The following is an 11,715-nucleotide window of genomic DNA, read 5'->3' as shown; positions in this document are numbered from 1 at the left end:
CGAAACTATTTTTGCGATGTTTCTTCTGGTAGAGGATTGTAAATAGCCAATATGCATCCGCCAATTAGAGATGCTGATTGCAGCACAGATGGCCATTCTCGAAGCATAATATTGAATACGGCTAACGCTCCCGCTAACGCAATCCATAAAAAGGCGACGGTATAACCGACAAAGCTTTTCTTTTTAGGAGCAAATGCCATCGCTATATAGACACCACAGAAACCTGAAACTCCAGGCAGAAATAAAAATTCAAAAAAGTTCTCAGACAAGCCTCCTGGGGTGCTAAGAAAAACAAATATTTTTGCTGCTAACTTTCCAAAAGCATTGACCAGAAGAACAGTGAAAAAACTGGCAAATGGTAAAAGTATCCATCGGACGAAAATCGGTAATCTGTAGATTAGATTCATTTTTTATTTGTCGAAATAAAAATCGCCGACTAGGCTGCTGTTGTACCAAGGGATTTGTCGCCCTCCCGTATTCTGCGAAACTATTTTAGAGGTTTCTTTTAGTATGTCTTCAATTTTTTTATTTGGCATTCTTGCCTGAGACAAAAGCGCGGCTGTGTACGGGCTGTTTCGCCCGTTACCATCGCTGGCCACTTGTCCAGGCGCGGCAGAAAATGCAACAATGGCTCCACTAGGTGCCAAAACTTGAGTCAAACCATCGGTAGTTGATCTATTTTGAGAAAAGATCGGACTGTTTCTACAGGCGTCTAAAATAAATATGAGTGTTTTTTCGTTAGATTTAGACGCTCTTACGAGGACACTACCAATATCGTAGCCTTGTCGCGGAATATCTTGCTCGTTCCTAAGTTGGGCATCTACTGGTATTAAGTAGTTCGAACCTCTGAATTCAACTCCATGACCAGAGTAGTAAATTAGCCCAACATCATAAATTGATAGGTCGTGTTCGAATTTTTTTATGGCGGATCTAAGCTGAAAGATATCAGCATTTTTAATTTCTGTTACTTGAAAACCTGCGCTTTTTAAGAAGATCGCCATATCCTCCGCGTCATTCACTGGATTCTTTAAAGGTCTTGATTCATAGGATGAGTTGCCAATTACCAAGGCAATTCTTTTTTGTGCAACGCTATTGTTTGCAAGTGCGGGCTGTGGATGTTTGGTTTTTCCGGGTACAAGCCCCGCTTCTTGAAGTTCAGCCTCGTAAAATTCAGGAAACGCACTCGGAATTCTTAACCATCCCTGCGCCAAGGGCTGACAGTTTTCAAGGATTGATGTTCGAGCTAAGTATTGAATTTGACGATCAACTGCGAGTTGAGGTAACTCAATCTTTGCTGTCTCCCTGGCCTCATTTTTAATGTTTTTTAAGGTACCACGTTTAAAGGTATGCGGCGATTGTTTATAGTTATTGACTTCGCTTTCAATTCGTCTACACACCTCACTCCGTATTTTTGAGTTTATTAACAGTTGCTCCTGTTGTTCCTGTGTTGGCTTAATTGAATTGTAATAAAAAGAGCCTCCTACGATTCCTACTAGGAGTGCGCTTGCTAGCAGAAGAGCAGGGCCTTTGTCTGACATTTAAATTCAACTAATAAAGATACTGTATATTAATTGAATTATCACGAGGGAAATGCTGATCGTGGTTGATATACATCGCGAAAGCTGTGCATAGGTCCACAGCGATTAAGGCAAAGTTCCTGTACTTGTTCGAATGAGAGTTTTCACGAGGCCTAGTGATGTAGCTAAACATGCATGCGGACAATCGGTTGCAAGGAAGAGCCATCACCAGATACGTACCCCCGATGTGGGACCTAAACAACTCTCGCCAATGTGTCGAACTCAATTACTTTCCTTTGCGATCTATTAGGATATGATTGGCTATAACATTTTTTATTCGCTTTATTCACTCACACTGATTTTGAATTTTTACACGCTGATTCGTCTTTATGCTCAGTCAACAAGAAAAAGAGGCAATTTTTCGTCATTTAGTGAGCGATAGTGCTATTGAAAAGAGTGGTGCAATCAAACTAATTTATGAGGAATTTCAGCCTGTTGTTTATAGAAAGTTACGTTACAAATATCAAGATCTCTCTACTAGTGAAGCTCAAGATATCGTACAAGACGCATTTCTCAAGCTAGCAACGACGAATTCTAAACCTCAGTCAGCAGCCTCTTTGTTTTTTTGGGTGTTAACAATTGCTGAGAATACGGCGTTAGATCTATTTAAGAAAGCTTATAAAAAATATGAAATACCACTGCCCGATGAGACGGAAACGGTTGACGACGATTTTTCCTCCGAGGTAGAGGCGTCACTGGAAGTCGAATCGGATATCCAAGATTGCGTTTCAAAAGGTTTGACTGTGTTTTCTAAAAAATTCCCGCAAAATGCCCTAGTTATTTCTATGTCTTTGGAAAGCATGTCCATAGTTGAAATCGCCGAAGTTATATCGAGAACTGTGGGAGCGACCAAACAATACGTATATGAGAGTAAGAAAAAACTAGCTCCATTTATTGAGCACTGTCTAGATAATTAGAGAGGATTGCTATATGCCAGTAAACAGTCAAGATCCTCACGAAAATATATTTTCAGCTGAACAAGAGAAAATCATTAAGCGCTCAGTGCATAGCTTTGAAAAAACGCTGGGCATCACGAAAGAGACGCCAGATTATCTTAAGCGATCTTTTGAAGGTAAGCTCGCCCTACTAGGCCACACTAAAAAGCCGTTCGCTGTCAGCTGGAAAGGATTTACTGCATCATTGCTGTCAGCTTTTTCTGTTGGTCTTTTGCTTAGCCGACTCCTTATGGTCCCTGCAACAGTCGCAACGCGAAGCGTTGGTGAGGACAGTCAAGCTGTTCAAGTATCGTCGGCGCAGGAGTATGTTTCGTTTCAGGTTTCTAACCCTCGAGAGTTGGCTTTTAATATCATTGCGATAGCTCTCGATGCAGAGTTGGACGTTGAGGTAGCATATGCTGGAGATAAATATGGCCTGTACATCAAGCCGTTTAAGCCGAATGTAAAAAAACAAGATAAACTTAGATCTTTGCTTGGTATCAGTGCAGACTCCTCTGGCTCAGTCAATGTGATTATCGGATCAAGTAAACAATAGACGTATAGGACTACTCACGTTCCCTCAAAAGGCCCCTTCTCGGGCCTTTGTCAATTTCTGGGCCCCAGTATCAATTTTTTTTGATCGGGGCCCTGACTTTTGCAATTTCGTCTCGTCTTGTGACCAAGAGCAAAGAAATTAGCCATATACAAAAGTGGCCCTCTTCGCTCCTTCTCGTTAACCAGGAGGATTTATGAAAACCAAGCATGCTGAAGTCAGGGCGCAACAACGAGGCATTAATGATGGGGTAGAGCACTTGCTGCAAGTCTATGGAGAAGTACGTCCAGCGACGCACGGGTGTGTAGTGAGATTTTTTAGTAAGAAATCTATAAAAGAAATGGAAGCTGACTTTGGTCATGTCTTCATTGCAAAGAATCATGAGAACTTAAGAAGCTATCTGATCGAGTCGCGTGCAGATCGTGCAATCGTGACGGTGGGAAAGTTATACCAAAATCAGCGTCTGACTAAATCCAAAGTTAATCGTCTTTATCACTAACGAGTGGCAATGGAGATCAGACAGATGAACGGACCCAATCAGGTGCGATACATATATTACATTCTAAGGGAATCGGTAGGCGAAAAATACAGTGATTCACAGTTGATTGAGTATGCAAGTACGTTGCATGACTTATTCAACAACGAACCTGAAGAAGGCTACGAATTCAGGGCATCTCACTATGAACATAATACGCAAGATGTATACAGCTTGATGAGTTCCTTTGGTGAAGAGATGATGCATGAGGAGCGAGAACTGTTGAATTTAGTCTATGAATCAGATGACTTCATAACGAATAAGCCGTGGAGCAGATATTTTGGAGGAAATTATGAGTGCTAATAGATACGGCGTGACCTTAGCATTAAAAGAACATTTAGCAGCCGGAAATCCAATTACAAGGCTTGAAGCAATTATCTATTTTGGTGTTCCTTCATTGACCTCAAATATTTCAAAAATGCGTCAAGAAGGTTGGATGGTTAAGTCCAGAAAGGTGAGTTACGTAAGGGTTCTTCTCAGGATTAATAAGGTTGCCGTTGTAAAGCCACCGATTAATTTACCTATTAATGAAATTGAAATGACAGAGTACTGGTTAGAGAAATGAAGAGGTTTTTTGATAAAAAACAGCGCTCTATCTTGGCCTGGGTGTCCGGGGGGCGATGTCAGATCTGCAGAGAAAAGCTCGTGCGCAATTTTCATGCGGATCATGTTCAGGCATTCGTTAATGGCGGGAAGACTGTGACTAATAACGGTCAAGCCCTATGCCAGAGTTGTAACTTAAACAAAGGTGCAAAGTGAATATCAAATTAAGGCCATGGCAGATAGAAGCTCATCAAAAAGCGATGGACTGGTTAGTTCATATGAAAAAGGACCGGCATTTTTTGATTAATGCGGCTCCGGGTGCTGGAAAAACGCTAGCGGCATGTGCTATCGCAAAAACATTGCTAGATAGCGAAGAAATTACTCGAGTAATCGTTATTGCACCACGGACGCAAGTGGTAACTCAGTGGGCCGATGACTTTACTCGTGTAACTGGACTGCATATGGGTAAGGTCACTGCGAAAGATGGAGAGTTAGGTGCCTTAGATATGGACATCTGCGCGACGTGGTCTGCCATACAAGGCTTATGGCCCGAACTGCAAGCCGTATGCAAGTCTTCAAATGTATTGGTAATTTGCGACGAACATCATCATGCCGCTGTTGAGGCTGCCTGGGGTGAGAGTGCTGGCGGTGCCTTTGAGACTGCAAAGTATGTACTAGTCTTAACTGGAACGCCTATTCGTTCGGATGGTGCTGAGTCCGTTTGGTTAGCCTATGACGATAGTGGTGCGATATCTCACCCTGAAGATGGCACGTATACATTAACTTACGGTGACGCCGTTGAGCTTGGATACTGCCGGCCAATTACGTTTCACAAGCATCAAGGCAAGTTTACTGTTGACCTCGGCGGCGAAGAAGTAAAGGTTTCTGGTGATACAGAGTCTTCATTACCTAAAAATCTTGCCCGAATTCCTGGATTGCAGACTGCACTTGATTTTTATAAGCTTGCCAAGACTCCGCAGTATGTTACTGGAACCGAAAAACCGTTGATGACTGGCTATCAGGCATCGATGATTGAGTCGGGCATTGAAAAGTTAGATCAGTTGCGTCTTACTATGCCTGAGGCTGGTGGATTGGTAATAGCTCCAAATATTGAAGTGGCGGAGTTTATGGCTTCCTTATTGGAGAATTTGGATGGCGAGAGGCCATTAATTGTCCATAGTCAGTTGGCTAACCCAGAAGACAAAATTAAACAATTTCGTAATACAACGCGTAGATGGTTGGTTTCTGTTGCTATGGTATCCGAGGGTGTTGATATTCGACGTCTTAGGGTCTTAATTTATTTGCCCAATGCATTAACTGAGCTTGCCTTCAGGCAGGCCATGGGGCGAGTCGTTAGAACCGATTCATACGATGACTGCTCTCGTGCTTACGTGGTGATGCCGGCCTTCAAGACTTTTGAGAAGTACGCTAAACGTGTAGAGGCGGAAATGTCACCGGCACACAGAGTAGATCCTGGCCCTCCAAAAAAGAAGATTTGTCCTAACTGTGGTGAAACACACCCGCTGTCTACAACCGAATGTGAGTGTGGGTACGAATTTCCAGTTGAGGCAAAAATAAAGCAAATTAAAAAATGTGTGTCTTGCGGGGCACTCAACTTACGGCATGCCGAGACTTGTCACGCCTGTGGCAAAAGCTTTTCAACCGAATTTACTTTAACACTTGAAGAAGCCTTGCGAGTCGGTGCGATTGTCAGAGGCATGGAGCTTGATGAGTGTGAAGTTCAGGGATCAGAAGAAATGGCTCCTGAATTGAAAAGACTTATTCTTAAAAGTGGTGATCAACACTTAATACGTTTTTTAAAAACAGTTCCAGAGGAAAGTTATTCGAGGCTGGGTCGAATGCTAGATGAGGTACGTTTCGGGAAGTTATAGGTCAACTTCATTCAGTTTTAAGGCAGCACATAAAGGTAATGAGCGTGATGACTCAGAAAGATCCACTGAAAAAACAGCTTATACAGATTTTGAAAGCTCTTGGCCCAGACGCTGTGAATAAAGAAACAGCGTTGTTGGATAAACCAGTTGATAGCATGCCGCTAGATCAGAAGGTCAAACCCGATTGGAGCATAGTCCACGCTCTACTTAACGATCCTTTTTTTGAAAATTTATATGCCCGACTAGTTTTGCCTAAAATATCGTCCAAAAGATATTCACTAGTTTTAGCCGTGCTTTCTTATCCAAAGATAGCGAGTCAAGGTATCACGCAAGAAGAATTGGATAAGGCGCATCGGGTTGCAAAATTTATCCAAGGAAACGTGCGTTCAGGTGAAATAACCTACACCAACGCGAAAGTTCCAACTGCATGGCCGATTAGTGGCAATCCTGGGACAAAGAGGTGATCGGCTACTTACACACAGTGCGTTGGTCGTAAATGCAGATTGTCTGCTATTCAATCTCGATGCGTTTCCGATTCTCCCGACTCCACCGATAAGCCCTAGTTATATGCTTAGTCGCCTCTTGAGACAGGAACTTAGGGCTGGGCATGATATTGACTCGCCCAAGATCTAGCCGGTCTGCATCCCAGCAGGTTTGAATCGTCGCCTGATCGTGCACTTTGCCACCGCTATGGTGCTCAATCGCTTCGCATAATGCATCGATACGCGATGGGGTGAGTTCGAAGTAAGTGGTATTGAGCGAGCGGGCGTATTCTGCACCGCGTTTGCCATGGAAGTGATCACCTCCGTCGCTATGGCGTTGGCTGTCATGCAAAAAGGCAAAGAGCTCCACCACGAGTAAGTCCGCGCCGCGCTCAGTACCAATGGTCATGCAGTGACGCAGGACACGGGCCCAGTGGTTTGCGCCGTGTATGCCATGCCAGCTAATCTTGAACTGCTCCCGAATAGCAGAGATCATGCCTTGCTTGTCATAGACCTCGCCGTGCACAGACTCGTTGGTGTCGATGGCAAGGCTTGTGGCGATGTTTGCGCTAATCAATACGATTCCTCCCAATTACCAACGGCTGCCATTTCAATCTTATCTTTCGGGCAAATCGGCGGCCCGTAATGGATAAAGGCTTTAAGCATAGGCACTGTAAAGCCGCATTCACTGCATTTTGCCCGCGGGCGAGGGCGTCTGTCGACTACTTTTGCTGGCACGCTGAGTTTGGCGTGGGGGTAGGGGCCAAGGGTTAGGGCCATGTCTTGTAGCTTGACTTTGAGTTCTGGCCCAGCCCCGGCACTACGCATCGGGCCTTTTAAGCCAAGTTTAAGCGCCATCTTTTTAAACACTGGACCGTGTTTATTCTCACAGTCGTCTACGGCGTGTATCAGCTCATGCATCAGGGTGTCGAGTACCTGCACGCTATCGCTTAAGGCGGGTGAGATAAAGATCTGATTGACCTTGTCGGTAGAGGCCTTGGTGCTCCAGCACTGGCCGATGTGGCCGCGCTTCACGTCCGTACTGGCAAAGCCACAGGAAACGTGGCACTTGGGCACGGCATAGCCTTTCTCTTTAAAGAGCGGCGTAAGTGACAGGATGGCTTGTTGTAGCCACTGCTCACGCGTGGGGTGTTTGGGTTTGGACATGGTGGGGGCTGACGAAGGAGTAGACCGAGGGTTGGTACTGTTTCTTCGTTCAGCATACGGAGGCCAGTGCCTCAGGAGGTGAGCCTGTCGTATGGTCCGCAAATAGATCAGCGCTCAAGACCTAAATTTGGATGTAGTGCAGCTTTCATGGCCAGCAGCTGCTAAAGTCCGATCTGAATCGCCACCAAATTACTAGGCACTTGCTAGGCTCTGGTTGAACTTCTTTTACACCTAAATTTAACAAGCGCTAGGACGAGAGTTCATTCATATGCACGACATTCACATGGCCGATGTAACCGAAGAATTCGCTCGGTGTTGGAACGCTGCTGGGCTACACATACAGAAAATGGCACAGGGGCCTTTACAAAGTTGGTTGCGATCGCACCTGAATCCACCTTTTCTCGAGCACCTATCCTTCAGGCTCGGTAATCAGTTGTTCTACCTGCAGCTCGAGGATGTTAACGGGCGCCTGCAGACCCCAGGCAACCCCGAGGGACTGCTCGCCATCGCGGACGGCTGTGCCGGACACGCCTGTGTTATGCCCATGAGTAAGGTTGGCGCTGAATGGAAACCTACAGAGCCTGGTTGGGGCTTGTTGGACGCTCGCACGCGCAAACCGGTCAACCCGGCGGGTCTTATTTCGGATGTGAAAATCGTGATGACAGAATGGGAGCTTCAAGACATGGCGGTACAAGTAGTTCGTGATCAATTGGTCAAAGAAGGGCGAAAGTTGATGTCATGGAATGGCGACCCGCGAGTCAACCCTTCAATATGGTTTGTTGGTGATGCAGGACCACAGTGGGTGGTGGTACGTGCGGCGCGATATCCCAAGGCAGAGGCCTCTCCGCCAGTTAATTACGCCGAGATAAAAGCGCATTTCAAGAAACTTGGGAACTCTGGATATTTCGCGTCTGTGGCAATGGCGTCTGTGGATGATCCGTTTGATCCTCAAGCTGTTACTAACGGGAACTGTATGCCCCTCTATCGCGGACACGGGATGCACGTTAGGTACGAGGGACTACAAGACGTATAAGTAGTGGTTTCAGTGCCGGACGCACGTTCTGGTCTTTAGAGGCGAAATGTATGCCCGCCACGGATACCTCTGTGCCTAGTGGGACGATCTACCCGATACCGTGTTAATTTTTGTTCAAACGATCACAAAATACGGGAGACCTCATGAAAGGCGTTGTTGTGTGTCCGCAGCCGCGTGCTGCCGAGGTGGGGGCAGAGATTCTAGAGAAGGGCGGTAACGCCTTTGATGCGGCCTTGGCGACTGCGTTCTCGCAGATGGTCAATGATCCGTTTATGTGCGGTTTGGGTGGCATGGGGACCTTGCATTACTTCCATGCTGCGACTGGCACAAGTGGGATGATCGACTTCTATAACCGCGCGGGCTCCAAAGTGCGTCCCGATATGTGGGAGAAAGACTGCAAAGGTCGCACCCCGATTTCTGGTTATAGCTTGTTCGATGATTTCCGCAGCGAGATCGGCTACACCGCCGTCATGACGCCTGGCACACCAGCGGGCCTCGGTCTTTTTCATGCAAAGCTTGGCTCCATGCCGTGGGCCGATCTGATCGCACCGGCGATTGCGCAAGCCAATGAAGGCATCTTGGTTACACCAAACCTGGCGAGTGTCTGGAGTGGTTACGCACAGCCCGGTATTCCGGATGGCCTTACACGTATTCGTAAGACGGCTGAATGTGCGCGTGTGTATCTGCACCCTGAGGGGCGTTTGTTCAAGGTCGGCGATGTGATGCGCTTGCCAGACTATGCACGTACCTTAGAGCGTCTGGCTAAAGGCGGTTGGAGGGAGTTTCATCAAGGTGCGCTCGGCGATGAAATCGCCCGCGACCTACAAGCCAATGGCGCCTTCGTAACTCGCGAGGACCTAGCGGACTATCAACCGGAGGAAAGCGCACCCTTGGTCGGCTCTTATCGCGGTTACGAGGTCCGTTCTAATCCGCCACCAGGCAGTGGCGCAACTTTGATTGAAATGCTGCAGATTCTGGAGCACTTTGATCTGAGTGCGCTCGACCATGGCTCGGCAAGGCACATCGATTTAGTTGCCCGTGCGATGGGCGCTGCCCACGTGGATCGCAATGCCTATCTTGGTGACCCACGTTTTGCTGATGTGCCTACCGACATGTTGATTTCAAAGAAACGTGCAGCCTATTGGGCTGACCGCATCAAGTCTGGGCAGTATGCTGGGGGCCAGGAAGAGGCGCCACCAGGATGCACCACGCATGTGTGTGTCATGGATGCCGAGGGTAATGCGGTGTCAATGACCCATACGCTGGGCACAGCCGCCGGTGTCGTCACCCCAGGTTTGGGTTTTAACTACAACAACTCGATGAAGCTGTTTGATCCAGTGCCGAATAAAAAGAATTCCATGGCTCCGGGTAAAGCACGTACCACGGGGATGGTGCCGACCATGTTGCTTAAGGACGGTAAGCCTGTGTTGTTAGCCGGAGCCCCGGGTGGGAGCGTGATCATTAGCGCGACCTTACAGTCTATTTTGAACGTCGTGGATTTTGGGATGTCGCCGGTCGAAGCGGTCACGGTGCCACGCATACATTGCGAGGGACTGGGGATACACACCGAAGCCACCGTACCACGCTCAGTGATTAAAGAGTTACGGGCGCTGGGGCATACCGTGCATCAGAGTGCGCATAGTTTTGAACCTAGTATGTCGAGGGCGCACGTGATCTCAACGATCGGTGGGCGCATGCGGGGTGGGGCGGATCCTAGGGGTGGAGCGGGGGTTGTTTATGCGAGGTAGTGATGTAAAAGTTTGTAAATCCTCTTGATCCTAATATGCTGATGCGTTTATATAGAAAACCTCTTGGTAAACCTGTAAAAATTAGGGAAGGGCATGTACTACTACACGGATGGGGACCTGAGTAATTTCTGGTTGGCAAACGGCTATGAACGCTCGGAAACTCCGTATGGAATGGCTATCGCCATCCGTGATTTGCCAGGACTCTCAAGAGCTATCTGCGATGTCTTAACTCGTAAGAACAGCAATTTAACGGATGCAGAGTCCCGCTACTTACGTCAAGCGATGCTCCTGTTGCAACCGACACTTGAGGCAATTGCGGCATACTCAGACGGCAATGAGCAAGTCACAAATAGTATTGACGCAATGAGCGGTGTTGAGAGGATGGCTCACTTCGTTATGACAGAAACGAAACACGGCTGGGAAGCTAAAGTCTCTGAAGTTGATCTTTCGGAGCATGAAGACTGCGAAGAGGTTACGTAGTCCGCACTAGACCAGAGCTTGCGGGTAGAGTCAAAGTGTGATGGTTTAAAGATAAAAAATTAAATGGTACTTACAAAGAACTTCAAGGAAACAGTGATAGCACGCGTTGAGAGCGATTCCGCATTCGCTCGCGCTATGTTTGACGAAGCTATTTCGTTGTATCTGAATGGCGAGCCTGAAACTGCAAAGCGCATCTTGAGTGATCTTCTTTATGCAAGATAGTGCCTTGTATTACCTACCCGGTCGCGGCGGGCGACTAGGGTCGGGACTTGGTACCGCTTTAATTGAGCGCAAGCTCTCTGTGGTAGGTCGTGAGACCGTTGGTGCGTTTGCTGCGCTCAGTTTTCAGGAGCAGGTGGAACACGTCGCGCGAGACATACAAACGCACTTTTGGCACGAACACGCAAGGATTCTGGCGAATTCCTTCGGTGCCTATTTGTTTTTACACGCTCAGACCCTGATGCCAGCGTATACCGGCAAGGTCTTGCTGCTATCCCCGATTGTTGGTGAATTTTCAAATAACGAGACCGGAACACATTTTGTGCCACCCCGCGCACGCAAGCTAAAAGAGTTAGCCCTTGCCAAGAAGTACCCCACGTCCATGCGCTGCGAGATACATGTCGGTGAGCAAGACTGGCAAAGTAATCCAGAAAACGTGAGTGAATTCGGTCAGTTATTGGGTGTGCCTGTTACGGTCGTACCGCAGGCAGGGCATATGCTGCCTAAAGACTATGTGACCACGGTGTTGGATCGGTGGTTAAAGGCGTAGG

Annotated in this window: 15 protein-coding genes; 11 read left to right on the top strand and 4 right to left on the bottom strand. The window is 47.2% G+C overall.

The features are described 5' to 3' along the window. Positions 1-5: 5 nt before the first annotated feature. Entirely contained in the window at positions 6-407 is a 402-nt protein-coding gene (locus tag KZZ10_RS11165; RefSeq protein ID WP_259661614.1) for a hypothetical protein, read from the bottom strand. A 3-nt stretch (positions 408-410) separates the two neighbouring features. After that, complete coding sequence (locus tag KZZ10_RS11160; protein ID WP_259661613.1) at positions 411-1,538, bottom strand: caspase family protein; 1,128 nt, start codon at positions 1,536-1,538, stop codon at positions 411-413. 368 nt (positions 1,539-1,906) lie between these two features. Between KZZ10_RS11160 and KZZ10_RS11155 the strand changes: the two genes are divergently transcribed. The 7 genes from KZZ10_RS11155 to KZZ10_RS11130 all read left to right on the top strand — a co-directional run bounded on the left by KZZ10_RS11155 (position 1,907) and on the right by KZZ10_RS11130 (position 6,499). Beyond that, a complete protein-coding gene (locus tag KZZ10_RS11155) occupies positions 1,907-2,494 on the top strand; it encodes an RNA polymerase sigma factor (protein WP_259661612.1) in 588 nt (195 codons plus the stop codon). Positions 2,495-2,507: 13 nt separating this feature from the next. Then, positions 2,508-3,068 carry a hypothetical protein gene (locus KZZ10_RS11150; RefSeq protein WP_259661611.1) on the top strand — a complete coding sequence of 187 codons (561 nt, stop codon included), beginning with the start codon at positions 2,508-2,510 and terminating at the stop codon, positions 3,066-3,068. Between the two features lie 193 nt (positions 3,069-3,261). Then, positions 3,262-3,564, top strand: a complete 303-nt coding sequence (locus KZZ10_RS11145) for a hypothetical protein (protein WP_259661610.1) — start codon at positions 3,262-3,264, stop codon at positions 3,562-3,564. Positions 3,565-3,892: 328 nt separating this feature from the next. Next, positions 3,893-4,165, top strand: coding sequence for a helix-turn-helix domain-containing protein (locus KZZ10_RS11140; RefSeq protein WP_259661609.1), 273 nt, complete (start codon positions 3,893-3,895; stop codon positions 4,163-4,165). Continuing rightward, positions 4,162-4,359 carry an HNH endonuclease gene (locus tag KZZ10_RS15480; protein WP_375372559.1) on the top strand — a complete coding sequence of 66 codons (198 nt, stop codon included), beginning with the start codon at positions 4,162-4,164 and terminating at the stop codon, positions 4,357-4,359. The genes KZZ10_RS11140 and KZZ10_RS15480 overlap by 4 nt, the downstream gene beginning before the upstream one ends. Beyond that, positions 4,356-6,035 carry a DEAD/DEAH box helicase family protein gene (locus KZZ10_RS11135; protein ID WP_259661608.1) on the top strand — a complete coding sequence of 560 codons (1,680 nt, stop codon included), beginning with the start codon at positions 4,356-4,358 and terminating at the stop codon, positions 6,033-6,035. Before KZZ10_RS15480 ends, KZZ10_RS11135 begins: the two co-directional genes overlap by 4 nt. 44 nt (positions 6,036-6,079) lie before the next feature. Then, the gene (locus KZZ10_RS11130) at positions 6,080-6,499 is read left to right on the top strand and encodes a hypothetical protein (protein ID WP_259661607.1); all 420 of its coding nucleotides are present in this window, start codon (positions 6,080-6,082) and stop codon (positions 6,497-6,499) included. Between the two features lie 46 nt (positions 6,500-6,545). Here the strand turns inward: KZZ10_RS11130 and KZZ10_RS11125 are convergent, their stop codons facing one another. Next, on the bottom strand, positions 6,546-7,094 hold the full coding sequence (locus tag KZZ10_RS11125; RefSeq protein ID WP_259661606.1) for an HD domain-containing protein: 549 nt from the start codon (positions 7,092-7,094) through the stop codon (positions 6,546-6,548). Then, positions 7,091-7,684, bottom strand: a complete 594-nt coding sequence (locus tag KZZ10_RS11120) for a SprT family zinc-dependent metalloprotease (RefSeq protein WP_259661605.1) — start codon at positions 7,682-7,684, stop codon at positions 7,091-7,093. Before KZZ10_RS11120 ends, KZZ10_RS11125 begins: the two co-directional genes overlap by 4 nt. Positions 7,685-7,952: 268 nt before the next feature. On the opposite strand from KZZ10_RS11120, the gene KZZ10_RS11115 reads away from it, so the two are divergent. From KZZ10_RS11115 to KZZ10_RS11100, 4 genes are all read left to right on the top strand, one after another. Continuing rightward, positions 7,953-8,717, top strand: a complete 765-nt coding sequence (locus KZZ10_RS11115; RefSeq protein WP_259661604.1) for a DUF8840 domain-containing protein — start codon at positions 7,953-7,955, stop codon at positions 8,715-8,717. A gap of 143 nt (positions 8,718-8,860) precedes the next feature. Continuing rightward, complete coding sequence (ggt, locus tag KZZ10_RS11110; protein WP_259661603.1) at positions 8,861-10,465, top strand: gamma-glutamyltransferase; 1,605 nt, start codon at positions 8,861-8,863, stop codon at positions 10,463-10,465. Between the two features lie 93 nt (positions 10,466-10,558). After that, positions 10,559-10,945: a hypothetical protein gene (locus KZZ10_RS11105; RefSeq protein WP_259661602.1), complete on the top strand. Its 387-nt coding sequence runs from the start codon at positions 10,559-10,561 to the stop codon at positions 10,943-10,945. A gap of 211 nt (positions 10,946-11,156) precedes the next feature. Continuing rightward, positions 11,157-11,714, top strand: a complete 558-nt coding sequence (locus tag KZZ10_RS11100) for an alpha/beta fold hydrolase (protein ID WP_259661601.1) — start codon at positions 11,157-11,159, stop codon at positions 11,712-11,714. The last annotated feature ends 1 nt before the right edge of the window (position 11,715 follow it).

Origin of the sequence: Zwartia hollandica, assembly GCF_019923725.1 — a bacterium.
GTDB lineage: Bacteria > Pseudomonadota > Gammaproteobacteria > Burkholderiales > Burkholderiaceae_B > Zwartia > Zwartia hollandica.
Note: the sequence above shows the minus strand (reverse complement) of the source record. Positions and strands in the feature narration are given on the sequence as shown.